The 24794-nt window shown below is 67.4% G+C and carries 20 protein-coding genes; 10 read left to right on the top strand and 10 right to left on the bottom strand.

Translation table 11 applies throughout. The features are described 5' to 3' along the window. Complete coding sequence (locus CCONF_RS02525) at positions 1-3174, bottom strand: error-prone DNA polymerase (RefSeq protein WP_290224879.1); 3174 nt, start codon at positions 3172-3174, stop codon at positions 1-3. Positions 3175-3418: 244 nt separating this feature from the next. On the opposite strand from CCONF_RS02525, the gene CCONF_RS02520 reads away from it, so the two are divergent. The 3 genes from CCONF_RS02520 (at position 3419) to CCONF_RS02510 (ending at position 6128) form a co-directional block, all read left to right on the top strand. Next, positions 3419-4294, top strand: a complete 876-nt coding sequence (locus CCONF_RS02520; protein ID WP_290224878.1) for a MetQ/NlpA family ABC transporter substrate-binding protein — start codon at positions 3419-3421, stop codon at positions 4292-4294. A 119-nt stretch (positions 4295-4413) separates the two neighbouring features. Beyond that, positions 4414-5451 (top strand): methionine ABC transporter ATP-binding protein, encoded by a 1038-nt coding sequence (locus tag CCONF_RS02515; protein WP_290224876.1) that lies wholly within the window; start codon positions 4414-4416, stop codon positions 5449-5451. After that, the gene (locus CCONF_RS02510; protein ID WP_290224874.1) at positions 5448-6128 is read left to right on the top strand and encodes a methionine ABC transporter permease; all 681 of its coding nucleotides are present in this window, start codon (positions 5448-5450) and stop codon (positions 6126-6128) included. Before CCONF_RS02515 ends, CCONF_RS02510 begins: the two co-directional genes overlap by 4 nt. A 137-nt stretch (positions 6129-6265) precedes the next feature. On the opposite strand, the gene CCONF_RS02505 is transcribed toward CCONF_RS02510, so the two are convergent. Then, positions 6266-7153, bottom strand: a complete 888-nt coding sequence (locus tag CCONF_RS02505) for a sucrase ferredoxin (RefSeq protein ID WP_290224872.1) — start codon at positions 7151-7153, stop codon at positions 6266-6268. 130 nt (positions 7154-7283) lie between these two features. On the opposite strand from CCONF_RS02505, the gene CCONF_RS02500 reads away from it, so the two are divergent. After that, a complete protein-coding gene (locus tag CCONF_RS02500) occupies positions 7284-7910 on the top strand; it encodes an AMIN-like domain-containing (lipo)protein (RefSeq protein ID WP_070769197.1) in 627 nt (208 codons plus the stop codon). A 39-nt stretch (positions 7911-7949) separates the two neighbouring features. Here the strand turns inward: CCONF_RS02500 and CCONF_RS02495 are convergent, their stop codons facing one another. The 4 genes from CCONF_RS02495 to CCONF_RS02480 all read right to left on the bottom strand — a co-directional run bounded on the left by CCONF_RS02495 (position 7950) and on the right by CCONF_RS02480 (position 12252). Beyond that, the gene (locus CCONF_RS02495; RefSeq protein WP_290224869.1) at positions 7950-9536 is read right to left on the bottom strand and encodes a DNA polymerase Y family protein; all 1587 of its coding nucleotides are present in this window, start codon (positions 9534-9536) and stop codon (positions 7950-7952) included. Then, a complete protein-coding gene (imuA', locus tag CCONF_RS02490) occupies positions 9533-10321 on the bottom strand; it encodes a DnaE2-dependent mutagenesis accessory factor ImuA' (protein WP_290224864.1) in 789 nt (262 codons plus the stop codon). Before imuA' ends, CCONF_RS02495 begins: the two co-directional genes overlap by 4 nt. Positions 10322-10402: 81 nt before the next feature. Continuing rightward, on the bottom strand, positions 10403-11065 hold the full coding sequence (locus CCONF_RS02485; protein WP_290224863.1) for a response regulator: 663 nt from the start codon (positions 11063-11065) through the stop codon (positions 10403-10405). A gap of 2 nt (positions 11066-11067) precedes the next feature. Further along, positions 11068-12252 (bottom strand): ATP-binding protein, encoded by a 1185-nt coding sequence (locus CCONF_RS02480; RefSeq protein WP_290224861.1) that lies wholly within the window; start codon positions 12250-12252, stop codon positions 11068-11070. A gap of 124 nt (positions 12253-12376) precedes the next feature. On the opposite strand from CCONF_RS02480, the gene CCONF_RS02475 reads away from it, so the two are divergent. The 4 genes from CCONF_RS02475 to CCONF_RS02460 all read left to right on the top strand — a co-directional run bounded on the left by CCONF_RS02475 (position 12377) and on the right by CCONF_RS02460 (position 17199). Beyond that, complete coding sequence (locus CCONF_RS02475; protein ID WP_290224859.1) at positions 12377-13642, top strand: PspC domain-containing protein; 1266 nt, start codon at positions 12377-12379, stop codon at positions 13640-13642. A gap of 257 nt (positions 13643-13899) precedes the next feature. Further along, positions 13900-15207: an efflux RND transporter periplasmic adaptor subunit gene (locus CCONF_RS02470; RefSeq protein ID WP_290224857.1), complete on the top strand. Its 1308-nt coding sequence runs from the start codon at positions 13900-13902 to the stop codon at positions 15205-15207. Positions 15208-15230: 23 nt separating this feature from the next. Continuing rightward, positions 15231-15905 (top strand): ABC transporter ATP-binding protein, encoded by a 675-nt coding sequence (locus tag CCONF_RS02465; protein ID WP_290226203.1) that lies wholly within the window; start codon positions 15231-15233, stop codon positions 15903-15905. Then, entirely contained in the window at positions 15895-17199 is a 1305-nt protein-coding gene (locus CCONF_RS02460) for an ABC transporter permease (protein WP_290224855.1), read from the top strand. Before CCONF_RS02465 ends, CCONF_RS02460 begins: the two co-directional genes overlap by 11 nt. Positions 17200-17336: 137 nt before the next feature. Here the strand turns inward: CCONF_RS02460 and guaA are convergent, their stop codons facing one another. Beyond that, on the bottom strand, positions 17337-18917 hold the full coding sequence (gene guaA / locus CCONF_RS02455) for a glutamine-hydrolyzing GMP synthase (protein ID WP_290224853.1): 1581 nt from the start codon (positions 18915-18917) through the stop codon (positions 17337-17339). A 171-nt stretch (positions 18918-19088) separates the two neighbouring features. On the opposite strand from guaA, the gene CCONF_RS02450 reads away from it, so the two are divergent. Then, positions 19089-20459, top strand: coding sequence for an amino acid permease (locus tag CCONF_RS02450; RefSeq protein ID WP_290224851.1), 1371 nt, complete (start codon positions 19089-19091; stop codon positions 20457-20459). A gap of 177 nt (positions 20460-20636) precedes the next feature. Here CCONF_RS02450 and CCONF_RS02445 read toward each other — a convergent pair whose 3' ends face one another. After that, complete coding sequence (locus CCONF_RS02445) at positions 20637-21782, bottom strand: GuaB3 family IMP dehydrogenase-related protein (RefSeq protein WP_290224848.1); 1146 nt, start codon at positions 21780-21782, stop codon at positions 20637-20639. A gap of 77 nt (positions 21783-21859) precedes the next feature. After that, positions 21860-23380, bottom strand: coding sequence for an IMP dehydrogenase (gene guaB / locus CCONF_RS02440; protein ID WP_290224846.1), 1521 nt, complete (start codon positions 23378-23380; stop codon positions 21860-21862). Positions 23381-23513: 133 nt separating this feature from the next. On the opposite strand from guaB, the gene CCONF_RS02435 reads away from it, so the two are divergent. Further along, positions 23514-23885 carry a DUF5319 domain-containing protein gene (locus CCONF_RS02435; protein WP_290224844.1) on the top strand — a complete coding sequence of 124 codons (372 nt, stop codon included), beginning with the start codon at positions 23514-23516 and terminating at the stop codon, positions 23883-23885. Between the two features lie 80 nt (positions 23886-23965). On the opposite strand, the gene CCONF_RS02430 is transcribed toward CCONF_RS02435, so the two are convergent. Then, positions 23966-24781 carry a hypothetical protein gene (locus tag CCONF_RS02430; protein WP_290224842.1) on the bottom strand — a complete coding sequence of 272 codons (816 nt, stop codon included), beginning with the start codon at positions 24779-24781 and terminating at the stop codon, positions 23966-23968. Positions 24782-24794: the final 13 nt, after the last annotated feature.

Raw genomic sequence — 24794 nt, 5'->3', positions numbered from 1 at the left:
CTAGCGGAAGTCCCGCGAGCCGCGGCTGAAATATTCGCCGATATCCAGCGGCTCGAGCTTGTCCGCCACCACGCTGACCGCGCCCGTGGCATTTTGGACGATACCGCGGATGACCAGCGCCTTGGCCGTGCGCGCGAGCACCTTCTGCCGCTTCCACAGCCCAGGCGAGACCATCACGTTCATCGGCCCGGTCTCATCCTCCATCCCTAAGAAGATGAGGCCGGCGGCCGTCTGCGGGCGCTGCCGATGCGTGATGATCCCGGCCAGGCGCACGCGGGTGCCGTCCGGGACCGCGGCCAGGTCGCGTGCCCGCAGGATGCCGGCGGCATCCAGGGCCCCGCGCACCGCGGACATCGGCTGTCGGTCGTGGCTGACCCCGGTGGCGGCGATGTCTTGGGCCAGCAGCTCGAAGGAGGACATGCCGGGCAGGGCCGGCGCGGAGATCGCAGACATGCCGGGCAGCATGCCGGCGCGCTCGGTGGCCGCCACCCCGGCCTGCCACAGCGCCTGCCGGCGGCTTAGCCCCAGACAGTCCAGGGCGCCGGCCTCGGCTAAGGCCTCGACTTGGGCGACCTTCAGCCCCGCCCGGCGCGACAGGTCCGGGATGTCCGTGTACGGCGCGTTGGCCTCCACCCGCTCGGCCGCCTTGTCACCGAGTCCCTTGACCAGGCCCAGGCCTAGGCGGATGGCCACGGGACCAGGTGGGCCACCCGGTTGGGGTGGGGTGGGCCCGCAGGTCTCCACGCTCGATTCCTTGCCGGAGGCGTTGATGCTGACCGGGCGCACCGGCACCCCGTGGCGGCGGGCGTCCTGGATGAGCGACTGCGGGGAATAAAAGCCCATCGGCTGGGCGCGCAGCAAGCCCACGCAGAACTGCGCCGGGTAGTGGTGCTTGAACCAGGCGGAGAAATACACCAGGGAGGCAAAGGACTGGGAGTGCGACTCCGGGAAGCCGTAGGCCGCAAAGGCCACGATCTTGTTCCAGAGCTTGTCCGCCGTCTCCCCGGTGATCCCGTGGGTGGCGGCCAGGCCGGCGAAGAACTGGTCCTTCAGCGCGGCCATCTTTGCCGGCGAGCGCTTCGAGCCCATCGCGCGGCGCAGATCGTCAGCCTGAGCGCCGGTGAAGCCGGCGGCGTCGACGGCAATCTGCATCAGCTGTTCCTGGAACAGCGGGATCCCCAGCGTCTTGCCCAGGGACTTTTCCAGCACCGGGTGATCGTAGGTGACCTCCTCCAGCCCGTCGCGCCGGCGCAGGTAGGGGTGCACAGATCCGCCCTGGATGGGGCCCGGGCGGATGAGGGCGACCTCGACAACCAGATCGAAGAAGACGCGGGGTTTCAGCCGCGGCAGGGTGGCCAGCTGCGCGCGGGACTCGACTTGGAAAACGCCGACGGCGTCAGCCCGGCAGAGCATGTCGTAGACGGCCTCCTCCGCCAGGTCCAGCTCCCAAAGGTTGACCTGCCGCCCGGTGGACTCGGCCACCAGGTCCTGCATGTGGTGCAGGGCCTCCAGCATGCCCAGCCCCAGCAGATCGAATTTGACCAGGCCGGCGGCCGCGCAGTCGTCCTTGTCCCACTGCAACACCGAGCGGCCCTCCATCCGCGCCCACTCCATGGGCACCACGTCCGCAATAGGCCTATCGCACAGCACCATTCCGCCGGAGTGGATGCCCAGGTGCCGCGGCTGGCCCAGGAATTCCTCGGCGAGTGCGACCACGTCCGCCGGAGGCTCGTCAGTGCCCTTCGACCAGGCGTCCGCGCTGCCCTGCGGGTAGCCCAGGGCGCGGGCGGCGTCCCGGGTCGCGCCCTTGCGGCGGTAGGTGTTGACGTTGGCCACCTGCGCGGCCTGCTGGCGCCCGTAGGCGGAGTAGACGTACTGGATGACCTCCTCGCGGCGGCCGGACTCAATATCGACGTCGATATCCGGCGGGCCGTCCCGATCCGGGGACAGGAAGCGCTCAAAGAGCAGGCCCGCGGAGATGGGCTCCGCGTTCGTGATACCGAGGGCGAAGCAGACCGTGGAGTTGGCGGCAGAACCGCGGCCCTGGCACAGGATGTTTTTCCGGCGGCAGAAATCCACCAGGTCCGTGACGATGAGGAAATAGCCGGGAAAGCCCAGCTGCTCCACCACGGCGAGTTCGTGCTCTATCTGCCTTTTCGCGCGCTCGCGGATATCGGCCGGCCGGCTGGCGTAGCGCTTGCGCGCCCGCGCGTAGACCAGCTCGCGCAGCCAGGTCATCTCCGTGTGCCCGTCCGGTACGTCAAAGTGCGGCAGGTTGGGCACCAAAACGTCCCAGCTAAAGCTGCATTCGCGCCCCAGCTCGGCCGTGGCAGCCAGCAGATCCTCCCGCCCGGGCAGCAGACGCGCCATGTCCTCGCCGGAGCGCAGCCAGCTCGCCCCCATCGGGTGCTGGTCCGGGTCCGCCTGCTGCAGGGACTGCCGGTGGGCCAAGGCGTTCTTCGCCGCCGCCAGGCGGGCCTGGCCGCGCCGCGCCGCTGCCGGGCGGGCGCTCGCTATAGCCCGCAGCCCCCAGTCTTTTCGGGCACTATCTAACCGGCGGTGGCGGTCCGCGTCCGCCGGCACCATGGTGCTGGCGTATTCGAGCACCACGTTGCTGGCCCCGACGGTGCCCACCAGCTGGTCTAGCCGGTCCACCCAGTCCACGTCGGCGAGGTAGACCACCTCCTCGCCCAGGGCGTGGGCGACCTGCGCCAGCGGCGGGTAGGCGGTCTTATTCTTCTCCCCGGCCGCCATCTTGGCCTGGGCGATAAGCCGCGACAAGCGCCGGTAGCCCTCCGGGCCGCGCGCCAGCACCGTCAGGACGCCCTCGTCCAGGCTCAGCTCGGCGCCGAAGACCGTGGGCAGCCCGGCGCGGGCGGCGGCTTCGGCGAATTTCATCAGGCCGTAGAACCCGTCCCTGTCCACCAGCGCCAGGGATTCTAGCCCTATTTCAACTGCACGTTCGACCAACTCCTCCGGCTCGGACGCACCCTGCAGAAACGAGTAACTCGACACGGCGTGCAGCTCCGCAAACGACACCGCGGACTTCTTTGTTTCGCGCGGTACGTCCTGCTCAGAACTGTGGTTTACGGGTACAGGTATGAGCGCCGGGCGGCCAGAAAGGATCCTCTCCAGCCGCGACCAGCTCAGTGCCCGTCCGCCGTTAAACCCCACGGCGGACAGCTTAGTAAAATACGAACCGGTGTTCTAATTACTCGCGCCTTACAAACCGAGCAGTCTGTGAATATGCATAAAATCTGCAAGTAAATAGACAAAGCGGTATACGGGCTGTTAGGTTATAACCCACCGAGGTTGCGCGCCCCGCAACCCGCTTTATTACGCCTACCGGACGGCGCCCGGGCACTGCCCCGTAACACCGCCCGGCCTTATAAAAGTCACACAGAAAAGGACCATTCTCATGCAGATCCGTCGCGCTCTTGCCGCAGCCGCCGCCACCGTCGTGGCAGCGACCGGCCTCGTTGCTTGCTCCTCCGACTCCGAGGGAGGGGAAATCACCAAGGACTCGAAGATCTCCGTCGGCACCACCGACGCCTCCAAGAAGGCCTGGGCGGCGTTTGAGACCGTCGCCAAGGACCAGGGCTTCGACCTGGACATCGTCAATTACTCGGACTACACCACCCCGAACCAGGCCCTGGAGCAGGGCGAGCTGGACACCAACAACTTCCAGCACCTGAAGTTCCTGGCCGAGTACAACAAGGGCAACGGCACCGACCTGGTACCGATCGCCGCCACCGAGATCGTGCCGCTGGCCCTGTTCTGGAAGGACCACGACTCCCTGGACGGCATCGAGGGCGAGACCGTCGCGGTCCCGAACGACTCCACCAACCAGGGCCGCGCCATCAACCTGCTGGTCCAGCAGAACCTGGTCACCCTGAAGCAGGACGGGCTTTTGACCCCGACCCCGGCCGACATTGATGAGAAGGCCTCCAAGGTCAAGGTCACCCCGGTCGGCGCCGAGCAGACCACCTCCGCCTACAGCGAGGGCACCCCGGCTGTCATCAACAACTCCTTCCTGGAGCGCGCCGGCATCGACCCGACCACCGCGGTGGTCCAGGACGACCCGAACTCCGAGGAGGCCGAGCCCTACATCAACGCCTTCGTCGTGCGCTCGGAGGACGCCGACAACGAGACCCTTAAGGAGCTCGCCAAGATCTGGCACACCCCCGAGGTCCAGGAAGCCGTGCAGGAAGACTCCAAGGGCACGTCCGTTTCCGTGGAGCGCACCCCGGAGGAGCTGCAGGACATCCTCAGCCGCCTCGAGGAAGAGCTCTAAACTTCCTCCCGGCACCTTCTACCCCGCCGACGCGCCCAACTCAATGGCTACCGCGTTGCCGGGGTTGTGCCACGTTTAATGAACCCGCCACTGCACACGCAACAACCAAGGGGCTTTTAGTGACCGAATCACTCACTACCGGAACCCGCGTCGAGTTCCGCCACGTATCGAAGGTCTTTGAGCATAAAAAGACCACCACCCAGGCGCTCGACGATATCAACCTGGCCGTGGAGCCCGGCGAAATCATGGGCATCATCGGCTACTCCGGCGCCGGCAAGTCCACCCTGGTGCGCCTCATCAACGGGCTCGACACCCCGACCGAGGGCGAGCTGTTGCTGGGCGAGACCAACATCGCCGGCATGTCGGAGAAGAAGCTGCGCTCCCTGCGCCGCTCCATCGGCATGATTTTCCAGCAGTTCAACCTGTTTAACTCCCGCACGGCCGCCGGCAACATCGAATACCCGCTGCAGCTGGCCGGCGTGGCCAAGGCCGAGCGCAAGCGGCGCGTGCAGGAGCTGCTGGAATTCGTCGGCCTGGGCGACAAGGGCTCGAGCTACCCAGAGCAGCTCTCCGGCGGGCAGAAGCAGCGCGTCGGCATCGCCCGCGCGCTGGCCACCAACCCGCGCCTCCTGCTGGCCGACGAGGCCACCTCCGCGCTTGACCCGCAGACCACCCACGAGGTCCTGGAGCTGCTGCGCCAGGTCAACCAGAAATTCGGCATCACCATCGTGGTCATTACCCACGAGATGGAGGTCGTGCGCTCCATCGCCGACAAGGTCGCCGTCATGGAGGAAGGCCGCGTGGTCGAGCAGGGCTCCATCTACGAGGTTTTTTCCAATCCGCAGACCCCGGTGGCACAGCGCTTCGTGTCCACCTCCCTGCGTAACACCCCGGACCACGTCGAGGCCGACGACCTGCTGGCCCACGAGGGCCGCTTGTTCACCATCAACCTGACGGAAAACTCCGGCTTCTTCGGCGCGGCCGCCAAGCTGCGCGAGCGCGGCGTGTCCATCTCCATCGTTCACGGCGGGGTGACCACCTTGCAGCAGCACTCCTTCGGCAAGATGACCGTCCGCCTCAACGGCCCTGACGAGGCCATCGAGGAGTTCTACCACACCATGTCCCAGACCACCGACATTCAGGAGATCAAGCGATGACGACAACTATCTTGGCCGCAGCGGACTGGGGCCGCCTGTCCGGCACCCTCATGGAGGCGGTCGTCGACACCCTCATCATGGTCTCGCTAACCATGATCATCGGCGGCATCCTGGGCCTTATCCTCGGCGTCCTCCTCTACACCACCCGCCCGTCGGGAATCCTGGCTAACCGGTTTATCTACACGATCCTCAACATCGCGGTAAACATCATCCGGCCTATCCCGTTCATCATCTTGCTGGCGTTCGTGCAACCGGTCACCGTGGCCGTGATGGGCTCGTCCATTGGCCGCGAGCCCGCCACCTTCGTCATGGCCTTTGCCGCCACCTTCGCCGTGGCCCGCATCGTCGAGCAAAACCTCGTGAGCATCGACCCCGGCGTCATCGAGGCCGCCCGCGCGATGGGCGCCGGCCCCTGGAAGATCATCACCAGCGTGATCATCCCCGAGGCCCTCGGCCCGCTGGTGCTCGGCTACACCTTCCTGTTCATCGCCGTGGTCGACATGTCCGCCATGGCCGGCTACGTCGGCGGCGGCGGCCTGGGTGACTTCGCCATCGTCTACGGCTACCGCGCCTACGAGTGGCAGGTCACCGTCGTGGCCACCCTGATCATCATCGTCATGGTCCAGGCCGCCCAGTTCCTGGGCAACTGGGTCTCGGCCAAGATCATGCGCCGCTAACCAGCCCCCGCCACAACACACCCACCCCCGGCCAGCACCTAACAGCTAGAGCTAGTGCCGGCCGGGGGTTGTTTTATCTCCGGGGCGTCCACTGGCCAACGATGCCCCGGGTGGCTAACGATGCCCCAGGGCCGGTCTTAGGCGACTTCCCAGATGAGGGAGGACTTCGGCTCCTTCCCGCAGGAGGCGACGATGCCGTCATATTCGCGCTGGACCAGCTCGATGTCCCAGTGCCGCCCGTCGCGGTGGGTGACGCGCACCGGCCCGGAACCGGCGTCCGTGGGGCGCAGATCCGCATATCCCAGGTCCTCGCCGGCCTCGATGAGGCGGCGGGCGACCTCCAGCTCGGCGACCTGCCCGCGCTGGGAATACAGGCCGCGGCCGCGATTGGCCGGGTAGAAATAGCTGCCGTTTAAGGCCCGCTTGGTCATCTCGCGCGCGGCCTCCAGGTTCAGGCGGCCGAAGGAATAGCCCCACGGCATCAACAGCACCGAGGGGGCGAAGCGGTGGCCCTTGGTGTGGGAGGTCTCCCAGACAATCGCCGGGAAGATCTCGCCCAGCTGAGCGGCCAGCGGGCGACCCTTGATGGCGCAACACTTGTCGCGCTTGGAGTGGGTGCACACCAGCACCAAGGGCGTGTCCAGCTCACCGCCGCCGTTGCGGCCCGGGCCGGAAAGATCCAGGTTGAGGATATCTTCCGGGCCTTCCAGCAGGAGCATTTCCATTTCCCCGTGCTCGGCCCAGACCAGGTAGCAGCGGTGCACGCTGCCGACCTGGCGGCCGGCCCGGCCGGGGCGCCGAATGAGCTGGAGGCCCGCCTGCCCGTCGAGCTTGTCCTTCAGCCGGGCGGTGAGCTCCGGGGTAAAGGTGCCGCCGTCCAGGATGTCGTGGGACCACCCGCCGGGCCACTCGAAGAGGACATAAACGGATTCCTGCTTCGCGGAACCCGCCAGCGGCTCGACGCACACGTCGGAGCACAACGCTTCAGTCGCCCCGTTTTCCCCGATCTTTTCAGCTGTTGACATGACCGTCATTCTACCTCCTGCCGGCCTGCCTATAACCCCTAGCGGAGGCACTGCAATAATTTTATTTCCCTTCGAGTGAAATCGAACTCGTATTTTGTTTCTCCCTGGAAAAACCGCTACCGTAGGCACTATGTCTGTCCCTGACCGAGCCCGCCGGGCCCAAATTGCAGCAATTTTTATCACCGCTGCGTGTGGCCTGTCTGCCTGCTCTACAGACGGCTCCCGGGACATGCTCGCCGGGATTGGCGTCGCCCACCCCACGGATTCTTCCTCGGCGGACTCCGACAAGCAGGATCAGAACGTCTCCGGTCCCAGCCCCCTGGGGGACGCCGACAAGGAGATGAAGACCCAGCGCCCACCGGCACCCGCCCGGCTGATGGTGACCAACATGCGCATCGGCCAGCACCCCGGCTTTGAGCGCGTGGTCTTCGACCTAGAGGGCGAGGGCCAGCCCGGCTGGTTCGTCGATTTCCAGGACCAGCCCACCCAGCAGGGCTCCGGCAAACGCATCAACTACTACGGCGCCACTGCCCTCAACGTCAACATCGACGGCACCGTCCTGCCCTACGAGCTGGGCAAGGACGACCCGGCACTCGGCACCATGACCGGGTACGGAAGCATCATCACCGAGGTCACCAGCGCCGGCACCTTCGAGGACCGCTCCCAGTTCATCATCGGCCTCGACCAGGCCCGGCCCTATTCCGTGGAGGTCCTCACCGACCCGAAGCGCGTGGTCGTCGACGTCCTTGACCGTTAGCCCACGCCGCGCAGACGTCATGGCACTGGGGCGGCCTTCCTAGACGTAGCTGGCCTCAACCGTCCACCGGCCAGCTTGCCAATTGAGCAGCCAGGCCCGCGTCTTTTCTTGATCCGTGCCGACTATCTGCAGCCGCGCTAGGCGCGTGCCGGCGGCCGTCCACCAGCCCGTGTCCACCGGCCACGGGCCCGCCCACGCGGTGACCAGGTAGCGGTTTTTTCCCCAGGCCAGGCCGGCCGGCTCGGCCGAGAGCAAGCCCTCCTCGGTGACGAAGACATCGTGGCCTTCGGCATTGATCATCCGGATGCGGGCGGCCGGGTGGTTCGCGCTCGGGTGGTCGAGCTCCAGCTGGGCCGGCAGCGGCGCCGGTATCCGGCCCGGCCAGGCGCCCGGCGGCGCGGGCTCGACCCGCTCGCCGTAGGGGACGAAGTCCACCCGCTCGGCCACCCCGCGGCCGCCGCGGTCTACCGGCTGGACCACCTTGTCGATGCCCAGCTGGGACTGGACGCGCTCGATGACCTGCTGGGCGCGGGCCGCCGAACCCGCCCCGGATTCCACCAGGCTGTGCTGCTCCGGCTGGGCGACCTCCAGCGGCTCCAGCCCGAGCCCCACGATGCCGCCCTCGGCCTGGTTGCCCACCAGCCAGCCGTCGAGCTGCCAGCGCACCCGGTCGGCGGTGGCGGATTCGCTCAGCGCCGCGCGCGTGCGCCAGACCCGCCGCAGCTCCGTGCCGTCGGCCCATTGCGCGCTCACGCGCAGGCGCAGGCACGACAGCCCGGCCGCGCTCAAGCGCTGGTGCAGCTGGGTGGCCAGCTGGCGGGCGGCGAACGCGGCGGCGTCCACGCGCTCCAGCGGATCCTCCGGGCGCATCCACACGTCCAGCTCAGCACCCGTCAGCTCCGGAGCGACCCGCCGGTCCGGCTGCGCGCTGGCGATGGCGTGGCACCGCCGCCCGGCGTGGCCGAAGCGGCTGGTGACCTGGTGCAGCGGCAGCTGCGCCACATCCCCCAAGGTGGGCAGGCCCAGCCGCACGAACTGGGCGACCAGCTCCGGCGGGCAGCCCAGGGAGACCTCCGCGGCCAGCACCTGGGAGCTGCGCGGGGCCAAGAACTGTCGGGAGGTCCCCGGCTCCACCACCGCGCCGAGCCCGCGGTCCCGGGCCGCGATAATGGCGGTGGCCAGCTCATCGGCCACCCCGACCGTCATGTCCAGGCCTTGGCGCGCGGCGGCGTCGACCAACATCTCCACCGCGGTGGCCTCCCCGCCGTGGAAGCGGGCGGCCGCGGCGGCGTCCACCACCACGAGGCCGGGGCGGATGACCTCAATGGACGAGGCCACCGCGTCCAGGGATTCCACGATTTCTGCGAAGACGGCGCCCTCGCGCTCCGGCTGGGACTCCCAGACTACAAGCTCCGGACAGACCGCCTGGGCCGCCCGCACCCGCATGCCGCGGTGGACCCCGGCGCGGCGCGCGGCGGTATTGCAGACCTTCACGGCCCCGCCGGCAAGGACCCCGATGGGGCTGCCCGCCCCCGCGTCCTCCGGCAAGGTCTCGGCGTAGCGGGCGGCCTGGATGGGCCAGTCGGGAAACCAGAGCGCAGCAATCCGCACTGCCGGCGCGCTCATGCGCACCTCACCACCGATTGCGCCGGGCGCGACAGGTACTTCGAGTACGCCTGCACGCGCACCTCGACCTCGCGGATGCGCCCGCGCCCGCGTCCGATCCCCGGGTAGGACTCCACCTGGGCGTCCAGCCGCAGCGCCGCGGACGGCACGTGCTGCCCGACGGTAATGAGCACCGCGCGCCCCTGCCGCAGCCGCGCCGCCACCGGGCGCGCCCGCGCGGGGCTGAGCACCCGCTGCTGGGAGGCCGTGCGCACGCGCTGGATGACAAAATCCATGCCCTCGACCAAGGTGGCGCTGACCGCCCACGGATCCGTGCCCGGGTCCGGCACCGCGACGACCTTGCTGATATCCCCGCGCTCGCACACCTGGGCCAGGGCTAGCTCCGGCCAGCCGACCAGGGCCACGTAGTAGCCTTCCTCCGTGGCTTGGCACACCAGTTCTATTATGAAGGCCGGGCACTCGCTGCACCGCACCGCGCTGCCGCGCACCAGGCCGCCCGCCGGGAGGACCCCGGCCAGCGCGCCGCCCAGCTCAATCTGCCGCTCGGCAGCCTGCGCCCCTCGGGACGCCCCGCCGCCGGCCGGCGCGGCCTGCCCACCGGGATCCCCGGAATTTTTGTTATTTCCCTGTTCAGCACCGCTTTCGGCGGAGCGTGCAGCGCGCTGCTTAGGCCCGCGCGCGGGCAGGGCGGAGCCGCCGCCCATCTTTTCCATCTGCGCGCGCAAAGCCGCCACCCGGTCCTCGACCGACTGGCCCACCGCCTGGGGAACACCTGTTTGCTGCACCCCTCAAGTATGAACTCTCCTCCGGACACATGCAAACGTCCGTTCGACTAACGCGGGGGTGTCCGCCTCACCTGGGATTAATCAGTCTAGGTCGCGGCTAGCCGCCCAGCGGGTGAGCTGGTAGCGGTTGGACTGCTGGGTCTTGCGCAGGATATTAGAGGCGTGCGTTTCCACAGTTTTAATGGAGATGAACAGCTTCTGCCCGATTTCACGGTAGGTATAGCCGCGCGCCAGCAGGCGCAGTACCTCCAGCTCGCGCGGGGTCAGCGCGTCGACTATCGGATCCTCGCCCTGGGCGGGCAGGGGCTTGGGCTCGCCCTCCGGTTCCGGAGCCGGCTCGCCGGCGGCGAAGGCGTCCAGCACGAAGCCGGCCAGCCGCGGGGAGAAATACGCGTCCCCGTCGTAGACCTGCTCGACCGCCCGCGCCAGCTCCGCGCCGTCGATATTCTTGGTCACGTATCCGCGCGCCCCGGCGCGGATCAGCGCGATGACGTCTTCCGCGGCATCGGAAACGCTCAGCGCCAAAAACTTCGGGCCCGGCTCAATGCCCTGGATGACGGCCAGGCCACCACCGTCCGGCATGTGCACGTCCAGCAGGACCACGTCCGGGCGGGTCTCGTTGATACCACGGATGGCCTCGGCGACCGTCCCGGCGTCCCCCACGATGTCTACTTTGTCGGCCAACTCCGCGCGCACCCCGGCGCGGAAGACGGAGTGATCATCGACCAAGAAGACAGTAACCATGCCTATAACGCTACCGTGAGCTCCACTTCCGTGCCGCCCCCGGGCTGGCTATCCAGCCGTGCCGCACCGCCCGCGCGTTCCATGCGCTGCCGGATGGAGTCCCGGATCCCGTGGCGGTCGGCCGCCACCGCAGCCGGGTCGAAGCCCACGCCGCGGTCGCGCACGAACAGGGTCAGCTCGCCCGCCCGCACCTCGCAGAAGACATCGACCGTTTCCACCTGCGCGTGCTTGCCGGCGTTGACTAGCGCCTCGCGAGCCGCCTCGACCGCCAGCTTGGTGTTGTCGCTCAGGGGCGCGTCCTGTCCCACGGTCACCGGGTTAATCCGCACGTTGAACAGGTCCTCGACCTCGGCGCAGGCGGCTTCCACCGCGCCAAAGATGGTCTCCGGGGTGGCGGAGTCGGCATCGAAAAGCCAGGCCCGCAGCTGGCGCTCCTGGGAACGCGCCAGCCGCGCGACCTCCGGGCCATCGTCGGCGCGTTTCTGGATAAGCGCCAGGGTCTGCAGCACCGAGTCGTGCAGCTTGGAGGCAATAGCCGTCCGCTCGTCCGCCGCCGCCTTCGCCGCTTTTTCCTCCGCCAGCGAGCGCCACAGCTTCAGCACCAGCGGGATGACCAGCACGCCCAACCCCAACATGGTCAGCAGGGAGGCCACCAGCGCCGAGCTGAACCCGTGCTCGCGGTCCCAGAACACCGCCATGACCACCGTTCCGGCCAGCACCAGGGCAAAGCCGGCCGCGAGGCTGCCCATGCCGAGCAGCGTATTCGTCGAGCGGTCGTAGGCCTGCCAGGCCAACAAGGCGCCCACCGCAACGAAAGCCAGCGGCATCAGCACCTGCGGCGGCACACCCAGCACCACCGTCGCAATGGATACCCCGGCCGCCAGCGCGAGGGCCACCACCAGCCCCCAGCCCCAGCGCGGGATCTCCCACTGCGAGGCCGGGGCCTGGGCGTCCTCCCGGGCCGGGGTGCAGATCCACAGGCCCGCGTACAGGATCAGCCCCACCCCGGAGACCAGCGCCAGCCCGGCCAGTGCCAGGCGCACCCAGAGGATGTCCACGCCCAGGTTCTCGGCCACACCGCTGGCCACGCCGGCGACCATCTTGTCCTGCTGCGGGCGCACCATGGCCGGGTAGGGTGCCGCGCGCCGCTGGGAATACGCGGCGGGCTCGGACGGGGGAGTACTCATAGATCAATATCGTGCCACGCTCCCGCGCAGACCACATCCGGGATCACCCTGAGAGAACTAATCCGGGCAAAGATCAGGGCGCTCCCCGATGTGCGGGGGCAGACGCGCAGACCATACTTAAAGCATGACTTCCCCATACGAGCCGTTCCACTCCACGCCCCGCTCCGAGCCCCACGCGGACGCTTCCGCTAACGATGCCCCCGCCAGCCCCTATTCCACCCCCACCCGCTCCGACTCCACCGACAGCCTAGGCGAGACCCTACGCGCCATGTGGGCCACCCGCCCGCCGCGTATCCCCGCCGAGCAAGGCGGCAACGCCAAGATCGCCGGCGTGTGCGAGGGCATCGGCGCTCGCTTCGGCATCGACCCGGTCCTGCCCCGCGTGGCCTTCGTGGCCACCACCCTCGCCTTCGGCGGCGGGCTGGCGGCCTACTTCCTGGCCTGGGCGCTGATGCCCCGCTATTCCAAGGCCTCCTCCCCGGCCGAAGACCTCTTCGGCCGCCGGGACGGGGAGACTTCCGAGTCCGGCCTAGCCATCGCCTTGCTCATCGGCTTCCTGATGACCTCCGGGGCGTGGTCGGTAACCATCATGGAAGACTCCTTCTTCTCCTCCTTTAGCTCCTCGGCGCTTGGCATTGCCCTGTTCACCGGCCTGATCTGGTTCTTCCTGTACCGCCACCGACCGACCCCGCCGGCGGGACTTTTGGCGGCCGGACAGCTCGCCCAGACCGACGCGCAGCAGGCGCAGCCGGCCGCGGACCCGGAGGTAGACATGTCGATGTTCACCCCGGTGGACGGCTACCCCTTCCCGCCGGGCCGGAACACCCCGCCGGCCTGGGATCCGTTGGGCGCCGCCCCGGACACCTGGCACCTGCCAGACCCGCGCCCGGCCGCGGAGCCGAAGAAGAAGCGTTCCCTCTTCAAGACCCTCCTGGTCGTCGCCTTGAGCTTCTTCGGCGTGGTCCTGGCCGCCGCCCTGGTCATCGCCACGACCGTGGGCTTCCGGGTGGTCCGCCACGTCGACAACCCCACCGACGGGCTGACCATCAGCGACGGCTTCGTCTTTGACGACCACGAATACACTCCCACCTCGGTGAAGGACCTGCCACGAACCTACGACTTCTCCGTCGGCTACGGCAAGGTGGACTTCAGCCAGATCCGCGACTGGGACCAGCTCAACCAACGCACCGAGGTCACCATCGACGCCGGGGTCGGCAACACCGACATCGTCCTGCCAAAGGGCGTCTCCTACAGCCTGACCTGTGACGACGGCGTGGGCGCTAGCAACTGCCGCGAGCAGGACAACCCCGACGCCAAGTTCGCCGTCCACGTCGACGCCGGCGTTGGCAACGTCACCATCGACTACCCCACCGCGGCTGCCAACTCTTAGGCACACAGCGCGCAGCCTGCCGTCTGCTCACCGCTCCCCTCTCCCCGCTCTTTTACCTCTCCCTTTTCATCCTCCCCGACGCGATTTCCCCGGCTATGTGGTTTCCGGAAAATCATTCTCAGGGAGGATTAAGGAGAGGGTTTTCGCGTCTATAGTTAGCAACTGCCAAAACTTGCCTGTCTGCCACCCCAACGGTGCCAGAGCCTTAAATCCTGCCTTTGCCCCGAGGCCTTTACTCAAAAGGAGTACTAGCTGTTATGGCCATTGAGCCCGCTACCGCTAAGAAGAAAACCAAAAAGCCGCTGATTATCGGCGCCATAATCGCCGTGGTTGTCCTCGTCCTCGGCGCACTTGCCTGGTCCTGGTACGCCAGCGTGGCCAGCGGGAGCGTCCTGCAGGCCGACGACGTCACCGAGGTCACCCGCGGGGACGTCACCAACGCGGTCAGCGCCAACGGCACCGTGGCCGCCCGCGAAGAGGCCGTGCTGTCCACGCGCCTGACCGGCCCGGTCTCCAGCGTGCGCGTGCACGTGGGCGACCGCGTCCAGGCCCAGCAGCCCCTGGCCGTCATTGACACCACCCCGGAGGAGCAGGAGCTGGCCGGCCAGCGCGCCACCCAGCGCACCGAGCTGCGCTCCGCCCAGAACCAGGTGGCCGACGCCCAGGCCGAGCTCGACCGCCTCTACACCGCCGCCGCCAACGGGGAAACCGCGGCCGCGAGCGCCGGCGCGGACGAGGAGGGCGCTGCCGCGGCTGCCTCCGGCGACATCCAGACCCAGATCGCCGCCCAGGAGCGCGCCCTGGCCCGCGCCCAGGAGGACGTGTCCGCCGCCCAGGAGTCGGCCAACCTGGCCAACGCCGGGCTGGAAAACTCCATCAACGCCGGCACCCTGTCCGCCCCCTTCGAGGGAGTCGTGACCGCCTTGAACGCCAAAGAGGGCAGCCCCGCGGAAGGGCCGGTGGCCACCGTGGCGGATGACTCCACGCTGGAAATTCGCACCACCGTCAACGAGGCCGACATGCCCAACCTGCACCCGGGCAACCGGGTTACGTTTACTTCCCCGAGCGCCCCGGGCAAGGAATTTGCCGGCAAGGTCACCGGCATCTCCCCGGTCGCCCAGCAACCCGAGGCCGCCGCCGCTGGCGCCGGCGCCGGCGGGGATAGTGCCTCACTGGCCGGGCAGGGCGGGGCCACCAAGGCGACCTTCCCGGTCACCATCGAGGTCACCGGCGACACCGAGGGCCTGCACATCGGCTCCACCGCGAAGACCAAGATCGTCTCCGCCGAACAAAAGCACGTGCCCACCGTGCCGCTGACCGCGATTCTCACCGAGGGGCAGCGCGCCTTCGTCCTCGTGGCCGAGCCCGCCGGCGACAACCCGGACGAGGACGGCTACCGCGTGGTCAAGCGCCCAGTGACCGTGGGCATTACCAGTGCCTTCGCCGCACAGCTCAAGGGCACGGAGGTCAAGCCCGGCGAGATCGTGCTCACCCAGGCCCGCGATCACGAGGACCTGGTCGACCAGAACGTCACCATCGCCGGATTCGAAGGCAGCGAACAGTGACCGAGAACCACGCCCTCATCGACATGCGCGGCATCGTCAAAAGCTTCAACGTCGGCACCGAAGGGGAACTGACCGTCCTGCCAGGCTGCGATTTCCAGGTCCCCCGCGGGGAATTTACCGCGGTGGTCGGCGCCTCCGGTTCCGGCAAGTCAACCCTGATGAACATCATCGGGCTGCTGGACCGGCCCAGCGCTGGCACCTACCTGCTCGACGGCATCGACGTGCTCGATAGCACCGACGACCAGCTGGCGCACTACCGCAGCCAGGCCATCGGCTTCGTCTTCCAGAACTTCAACCTGGTCGGCCGCATCAGCGCCGCCAAGAACGTGGAAATGCCCCTGGTCTACGCCGGCGTGCCCGCCAAGCAGCGCGCGCAGCGGGCCGCAGAGCTGCTCGAGCTCGTCGGCATGGCCGACCGCGCCCACCACCTGCCCAACGAGCTGTCCGGTGGGCAGAAGCAGCGCGTGGCCATCGCCCGCGCGCTGGCCAACGACCCCGACATCCTCCTCGCCGACGAACCGACCGGCGCGCTGGACTCGCACACCGGCCGCCGCGTGATGGACCTTTTCCACACGCTGCACCACGAGCACGGCAAGACCATCGTGTTCATCACCCACAACCCGGAACTAGCCGAAGAGACCGAACGCACCGTCACCATGCGCGACGGCATCCTGCGGGAGGAGCCCCGTGAGCATTAAGGAATCCGTCTTCCTGGCGCTGACCAGCCTGCGCACCAACAAGATGCGCTCGTTTTTGACGCTGCTGGGTGTGATCATCGGTATCGCCGCAGTCATCGCCATCATGACGCTGAGCGCCTCGCTGAAAAACCAGTTCCAGCAAAACCTGGATGACGCAGGCATCAACAACCTCAACGTCGATGTCACCTCCCGCCCCGCCGACGGGGAGGAGGACGCCGAGGACTCGGCGGCCATGTATGGCTCCGGCGGGGGCATCGATAGCGCCTCGCTGATTAGCCCCGAACAGCTCGATCAGTTGCGGGAGCACATGGGCGACATGGTCACCGGGATCGGCGTCGGGGAAAACTCCGCCACTTTCGGCAAGGTCTCTATGGACAACCAGCTCGTGCCCCAGGAGGTCTCCGCGACCACCCGCGGCATCAACCCGGACATGGCGCTGATTAACGGCGACCCGCTGTCGGCGGGACGGGACATCGAGGCCGCCGACATCGACGGCGCCCGCCCAGTGGCCGTTCTCAACGCGGACCTGGCGGAAAAACTCTTCGGCGCGGACCCGCACAACGCGCTCGGCCAATTCCTGGAATTTACCCCGGAGGGAGGCAACGCGCTAGATCTGATGGTCGTCGGAGTAAAGGCGCGGGAGGAATCCGCCGGCCTGCTCAGCGTCAGCGCCCAGGATCTCAGCCTGACGGTCCCCTACCCGCTGGCGGCGAGCTATTCGAAGCAGCCCGGCGCCGGGGAAGCTTTCAACCACCTGACGGTCCAGGTGGCCGACTCGGCCGACAAGCAAGCCGCGGCCGACCGCCTGCGCGCGGCCCTGGACGAGATGTACGCGGACAACGACGCCTACCACGCCAAGGTCGCGGACTTTAGCCAGGACATGGCCAGCTTCAACCAGATCATTACCTCGCTGAGCATCGGCCTGGCCGCCATCGGCGGTATCTCCCTGCTGGTCGGCGGAATCGGCGTCATGAACATCATGCTGATCACCGTCACCGAGCGCACCCGGGAGATCGGCGTGCGCAAGGCTCTGGGCGCCACCCGGCGGGATATCCGCTGGCAGTTCGTTACCGAGGCCATCATCGTCTGCCTGGTCGGCGGCGTCATCGGCATCATCCTCGGCGCCCTAGCCGGCATGGCCGGCTCCGCCGCGATGGGGCTACTCGCCTTCCCACCGCTGTCCGCCGTGGTCATCTCCCTGCTCTTCGCCCTCGCCATCGGCCTGTTCTTCGGCTACTACCCCGCCGGCAAGGCCGCTAAACTCGACCCCATTGAGGCCCTGCGGTACGAATAGACGGCCCCACCGGAACTGTTAAAGCCTCGAAAATACAAAACCCGCCGCCGCTACCAGGACGCGTTCCTGAGGTAGCGGCGGCGGGTTTTACGCTGAAGGCGCGTGCCTTCAGCTGAAGCCGGTTTAAGCTTTCCGGCTTATTCCCACTCGATGGTTCCCGGCGGCTTGGAGGTCACGTCGAGCACGACGCGGTTGACTTCCTTGACCTCGTTGGTGATCTTGGTGGAGATCTTCTCCAGCACGTCGTAAGGGATGCGGGTCCAGTCCGCGGTCATGGCGTCCTCGGAGGAGACCGGGCGCAGCACGATCGGGTGGCCGTAGGTGCGGCCGTCGCCCTGGACGCCGACGGAGCGCACGTCGGCCAGCAGGACCACCGGGCACTGCCAGATCTCGGCGTCCAGGCCGGCGTTGGTCAGCTCGGTGCGGGCGATGAGATCGGCCTGGCGCAGGGTCTCCAGGCGATCCTCGGTGACCTCACCGATGATGCGGATGCCCAGGCCCGGGCCCGGGAAGGGCTGGCGGTTGACAATCTCTTCCGGCAGGCCCAGCTCGCGGCCCACGGCGCGGACCTCGTCCTTGAACAACAGGCGCAGCGGCTCGACCAGCTCGAATTCCACGTCGTCCGGCAGGCCGCCGACGTTGTGGTGGGACTTGATGTTCGCGGTGCCGTCGCCGCCGCCGGATTCCACGACGTCCGGGTACAGGGTGCCCTGCACCAGGTAGTCCACGGTGGAGCCTTCCGGGGCGTCATCCAGCACGCCGGCGACGGCGCGCTCGAACGAGCGGATGAATTCCGCGCCGATGGCCTTGCGCTTGTCTTCCGGGTCGGTCTTGCCGGCCAGCTTCTCCAGGAAGGAAGCGCGCTCGTCCACGGTGACCAGCTTGGCACCGGTGGAGGCCACGAAGTCCTTTTCCACCTGTTCGCGTTCCCCGGCGCGCAGCAGGCCGTGGTCCACGAATACACAGGTCAGGCGGTCGCCGATGGCGCGCTGCACGAGGGCGGCGGCCACGGCGGAGTCCACGCCGCCGGACAGGCCGCAGATGGCCCGGCCGGTCTCGCCGACCTGGGCGCGGACGTCGCCGATGAGCTGCTCGGCGATGTTATCGGCGGTCCAGTTCTGCTCCAGGCCGGCGATTTCGGTCAGAAAGCGGGTCAGAACTTCCTGGCCGTGCGGCGAGTGCAGCACCTCCGGGTGGTACTGGACGCCGGCCATCTTCTTGTCCACGCACTCCATGGCGGCCACCGGGGCGCCCGCGGAGGAGGCGGTCACAGTGAAGCCCTCCGGGGCGGCCGAGACCGCGTCGCCGTGGGACATCCAGACCTTGTGGGTTTCTTCCAGGCCGGCGTGCAGCACGCCGGCCTGGTCATCCACGTGCAGGTCGGTGCGGCCGTACTCGCGCTCTCCGGTGGAGGAGACGGTGCCGCCCAGGGCGTGATTCATGGCCTGGAAGCCGTAGCAGATGCCGAAGACCGGCACGCCGAGCTCCAGCAGCTCCGGCTTCAGGGCCGGGGCGCCGTCGGCGTAGACGGAGGAAGGACCACCGGAGAGGATCAGCGCGGCCGGGTTCTTGGCCTCGATCTCCTCCACGGTGGCGGAGTTGGGGACTACCTCGGAGTAAATCTGGGCCTCGCGCACGCGACGGGCGATAAGCTGCGCGTACTGAGCCCCGAAATCCACCACGAGGACTGGACGAGGGGTAGTGGAAGGCTTAGTCACCCTGCCAGTTTAACGCATAGGCGGCCTGACGCTATAGCCTGCCCATCCCCCGCAACCTCCCCGCCTCGCGCCCGGTTGCATAATCAGGCAATCCCCCCGAACCGATGCCCCGCGGTTTATCACTCGTCTATGGTAGAGTGTCATATTTCACATCCGACGAGGAGGACAGGAATGAGCACTCCCATCCACGGCGACGAGCTGCCTGAGCAACATAGCCCGGAGCATATTGCGCAGTCGCGCGAAGAATTCGACCTAGAGCACATCCACGAAGAGGACATCCAAGACCCGGTAGAGGGCGAAGACTCCTCCGCCGGCTCCGACCTGACGTGGGCCATCACCTTATTCGGCACCGCGGTCGGCGCGGGCATCCTCTTTTTGCCGATTAACGCCGGCAGCTTCGGCTTCTGGCCACTGCTTATCGCCACCGCGTTCATCGGGCCCGTGGTGTTTTTCTCCCACCGCACCTACGCGCGCATCGTGGCCGCCTCCCCCATCAAGGGCCTGGACGTTTTGCAGGTCATCACGGCGCTGACCGGGCGAAAGCGCGGGCTGGCGACGGCGCTGCTGTACTGGCTGGCCATCTACCCCACCGTGCTGATCTACGGCATCAGTATCACCAACACCGTCGACAGCTTCATCGTCAACCAGCTCGGCGGCCCGGAAATCAACCGCTGGGTGCTGGCCAGTGTCTGTATCGGCGTGCTCACCCTCGCCTTCGCCGCCGGCAAGAAGGCCGTGCTCTGGCTAGGCAGCGCGCTGGTCTACCCGCTGATCATCGCCCTGGCGGTGGTCTCCTTCTACCTCATCCCGCAGTGGGACCTGGCCAGCTTCTACAGCTACCAGTCGGACACGCCCCTGTGGAAGTCCCTGCTGCTCATCCTGCCGGTGCTGGTCTTCTCCTTTAGCCACATGGCGGCGCTGTCCCAGTTCGCGCTCGACGCCCAGCAGGGCCACGGCGATGACGTCGCCGGCACCGAGCGCCAAGTCTCCCGGGTGGAACTAATCACCGCCTGCCTGCTGGTAGCCTTCACGATGTTTTTCGTCTGGTCCTGCTCCATGGCCATGGGCGCGGAAGGCATGGACGCCGCGGGCGAAGCCAACATCCCGATCCTGTCCTACTTTGCCAACGTCACCCACACCCCGTTCATGGCTTTCCTCGCCCCCGTGGTGGCCATCTGCGCCATCGCCTCGTCCTTCTCCGGCCATATGCTGGGCACCGAGGAGGGCACCAAGTACATCTTCCGCGTGCTCGCCCCGCGCACCGCGGACAAGCTCACGGGCAAAAAGCTCACCTACGTCATCTACGTGATGGTCTTTATCGGGTCGGTCGCCGTGGCGGTCTACAACCCGTCCATCCTGGACTTCATCTCCGTCGTCGGCGGCATCTTCGTCGCCTTCTTGGTCTACATCGTGCCCATGCTGCTCTTCCGCAAGGCCACCGCCTTCAAGCACTACGCCACCCGGCCGGACACCATCTTCGTCTTCATCGTGGGCCTTGTCATCATGGCCGTCTCCGCCTGGGGCATCGTCGCCGGCAGCTAGGGCCCGCCGCACTTAAACGCCCCGGCACGACCGGACCGGGAGTCCGCACGCTAAGACGCGAAGGAGGGCATCGCCGTGCTTGGCGATGCCCTCCTTGTCTTTCGCGACCAGCGCTTCCCGGGCTTCGGACGCTCTAGCTTCCCGGGACTGCGCTTTATGCCGCGTGCCTTCCCCGGCTTAGCCGCGGATGGCGAGGTTGACCTTCTGGAAGGACTTCAGGTCTGTGTAGCCGCACTTGGCCATGGCGCGTTTGAGGCCGCCGACCAGGTTGAACTGGCCGAAGGGCTCGTTCGACGGGCCGTGCAGAACCACCTCGAGACTCGGAGCGTTGTGCTCGGCCTCGCCGTCGAGGAAGTCGACGTCCAGGTCGCCAGGGACGGCGGCATAGTCCACGAAGCCGCGCGGGAAGCGCGGGTGCCCGGCGGCGGCCGGCCAGTACCAGCCCTTGCCGCCGGCCTCGCGGGCCGAAGCCAGAAGCGGGCCCAGGACGACGCCGTCGGCGCCGCAGGCCACGGCCTTGCTGATCTCGGCGGAGTTAACGAAGTCGCCGTCGGCCAAAAGGTGCACGTAGCGCCCGCCGGTCTCGTCCAGGTAGTCCCGGCGCGCGGCCGCGGCATCCGCTACGGCGGTGGCCAGGGGCACGTCGATGCCGACGGTCTCCGGGTTGGTGTTCACGCCGCCGCCCACGATGACGCCGGCCGCACCGGTGCGCATCAGGTGCAGGGCGGTGGTGTAGTCCGCCACGCCGCCGGCGATGACCGGCACGTCCAGGGAACCGATGAACTCCTTCAGGTTCAGCGGCTCGCCGCCGGTGCTGACGTGTTCGGCGGAGATCAGGGTGCCCTGAATGAACAGCAGCTCCGCGCCGGCCGCGATAACCACCGGGGCCAGCTCGCGGGCGTTTTGCGGGGACACGCGCACCGCCACGGTCACGCCGGCCTCCCGCACCTGACGGATGCGCTCGGTCAGCAGATCCGTGTCCAGGTCCGCGGCGTGCAGCTCCTGCAGGACGGAGTTATCGCCCGGGTGGGAATAGACCTGCTCGAGCGCGGTCTCCAAGTCCGCATGCCGGCCCCACAGGCCCTCGGCGTTGATAACACCCAGGCCGCCCTGCTTGCCCATCTCGATGACGAATTCCGGCGTGGCCAGGGCGTCGGTCGGGTGGGAGACGAACGGGATGTCGAAGGTATAGGCGTCGATGTGCCAGGTGGTGTCCACGTCCTTCGAGGAACGCGTGCGCCGGGTGGGCACCAGGGAAATATCGTCCAGGTCGTAGGTGCGCTGCGCCTGCCGCCCCAGTCCGATTTCTACGTAGTCGCGCATGTGCTGCTCCTTATCTGTGAGTGTTGCGACGTTGCGGGTAGTGCTACGTGTCGTATAACGGGTTGCCTACGCGCTGCTTAGCGGTAGTTCGGGGCCTCAACGGTCTGCTGTAGATCGTGCGGGTGGGACTCGCGCAGGCCGGCCGCGGTGATGCGGACGAAGCGCTTGGTCTTGAGATCCGCAATGGAGGCCGAGCCAGTGTATCCCATGGCCGCGCGCAGGCCACCGATGATCTGGTGGGTGATCGCGTCGATCTCGCCGCGGTAAGGAACCTTGCCTTCCACGCCCTCCGGCACCAGCTTGTCCTCGCTCCTGACGTCGGCCTGGAAGTAGCGGTCCTTGGAGTAGGAGCGCTTCTCGCCGCTCAGGCCGCGGCCCTGCATGGCGCCCATGGAGCCCATGCCGCGGTAGCGCTTGTACTGCTTGCCGCCCACGACGACGGTGTCGCCCGGGGCTTCCTTGGTGCCGGCGAACATGGAGCCCAGCATCACGGTGTCGGCGCCGGCGGCCAGGGCCTTGGCGACGTCGCCGGAGTACTGCATGCCGCCGTCACCGATGATCGGGACGCCGGCCGGGCCGGCCACGGCGGCGGCCTCCATGATGGCGGTGATCTGCGGGGCGCCCACGCCGGCGACGACGCGGGTGGTGCAGATGGAGCCCGGGCCGATGCCAACCTTGATGGCGTCGGCTCCCGCGTCGATCATGGCCTGGGCGGCCTCGCGGGTGGCCAGGTTGCCACCCACGACGTCCACGCGGTGGCCGAAATCCTTCTTCACGCGGGAGACCATCTCCAGCACGCGGTTGTTGTGGGCGTGGGCGGAGTCGACGACCAGCACGTCAACGCCGGCGTCCACCAAGGCGCCGGCGCGCTCGTAGGACTCCTCGCCGGTGCCGATGCCGGCGGCGACTAGCAGGCGGCCGGAGGAATCCTTGGAGGCGTTCGGGTACTGCTCGGACTTCACGAAGTCCTTGACGGTGATGAGGCCGACCAGCACGTTGTTGTCGTCCACGATGGGCAGCTTCTCGACCTTGTTGTTCGACAGCAGCTTCAGGGCCTCGCTCTTGGACACGCCCTCCTTGGCCACCACCAGCGGCATGGAGGTCATGATGTCCGAGACCTTGCGCTGGAAGTCCGGCTCGAAGCGCATGTCGCGGTTGGTGCAGATGCCCAGCAGGACGCCTTTGTCATCGACCACCGGCAGGCCGGAGATACGGAACCGCGCGCACAGGGCGTCGACTTCCTCGATGGTCATATCCGGCGACGCCACCACCGGGTCGGTGACCATACCGGACTCGGAACGCTTGACCGTTTCCACCTGCTCGGCCTGCTCCTGGGTCGACAGGTTGCGGTGCAGCACGCCGATGCCGCCCTGGCGGGCCATCGCGATAGCCATGCGCGCTTCCGTGACCGTGTCCATGGCCGCCGAGGACAGCGGGATTCCCAGCCGGATGTTGCGGGTAAACTGCGCCGAGGTGTCTACCTCCGAAGGCACGATATTGGATTCGGCCGGCAGCAGAAGCACATCATCAAAGGTCAGCCCATTGAGCAGGATCTTATCCGGGTCGTTTCCCCCAGTTTGCACGCGGTTGTCAGTCATCTTGAGTGCCCATCTCTTTAAAACGAAGCCGAGTTTTGGTGGTATGCACCCTAACTGTAGTGCCTTTTAGCGCCACATCGTGAGTCCGGGGGAGAATTGCCTAAGTCTGGTTGAGTAAATAGGCTTCTAAACTGTGAACTTTTTCGCCAGTATGCCCCGCGACCCATTTGCCGACGACCCCAATGATCCCGCCTCCTTCCTGGAAGAAGACGAGCAGGCACAGCCGCTGAGCCAAGAGGAGCGCGCCGCCGTGATCCACGACCTCGCCTTGGTCCAGGAATTCGCCCGCGCGCTCGGGCCCCGCGGAGTGGACGGAATCTTCTTCTACTGCGAAGACTGCCAGGAAAACCACTTCTACGAGTGGGACATCATGGCCGCCAACATGCGTGCGACCTTGAACAACGAGCTCGCCCCGGTGCACGAGCCGGGCGCTGAGCCGGACCCGAACCGCTACGTGCCCTGGGACTACGCCCTGGGCTACCTGGATGGCCTCGACGCACGCTAAAACCGCCCCCGGCGAAAAGGTGGACCCCACCCCGCCGAGAGCGGTTTAGTAAAAAGACGTTTTATAAAAGGACTTAGCTGCTACTGCTGCACCTGCGGCGGAGCAAGTTCACCGTCGTTTTCCTCCGGGGAAGCGCTCGGCTCCTCCGTGGGTTCTGTCGGCGCGGGCAGCGGGTTGGGCAGCCCGGTCTCGGTCACCGTAACCGTCACGGTCTGGGTGGCCTTCTCCGTCACCGTGGTCGGCTCTGGGGCGGGAGCCGGCTTGTTGGCCTCCGTGTCCTGCTCGGGCGGCACGGTCTCGGTCACCGTCTCCGTCGGGCGCGGGCGGGCCACCCGCGACGAGCGGGCCTTGTCCTGCTTGACCTCGGCGTCGGCTTCCTTCTCTTCGGCCAGGTTCAGCATCTTGCGGGCCTCCGCCAGAAGGGACTGCGCGCCCTCCCAGTCGCCGCTGACGGCACGGGACTCGATCTCATCCAGCTTGCCGGCCAGCTCGACCGATTGTGGATCGTGCTGGGCGCCAAAGCCCTGGGTGTTGTAGACCACCGCGCCGGCCCCGGCGATCACCAGGGTGGCCGCGGCCGCACCGATGAGGCCGTGGACGAACGGGCGCGGGCGCTTGGCCTTACGGCGAGCCGCCAGCGAGGCCACGGAGGCCCCCGCGGCGTTCCCCGTGCCCTCGGCCGACTCAGCGCCTTCGAGCGGAGCAACCACCGGCACCGGCGGCAGCGGCTGGTGGACCTCGTCACGCAGTTCCATCAGCAACGCCGCTAGCTCGTCGCTGCCGTCACTGGGGTCTTTTCCTGCGGATAGATCGGTCAGGAAGTGATCGTCATCAACTAAGGGCTGCAGCTGATCGGCCAAGTCATTAGTGTCATCGGTCCGACGTCGCTTTGACATGATCATCCCTCCT

The organism is Corynebacterium confusum (assembly GCF_030408715.1).
Taxonomy (GTDB): domain Bacteria; phylum Actinomycetota; class Actinomycetes; order Mycobacteriales; family Mycobacteriaceae; genus Corynebacterium; species Corynebacterium confusum.
Note: the sequence above shows the minus strand (reverse complement) of the source record. Positions and strands in the feature narration are given on the sequence as shown.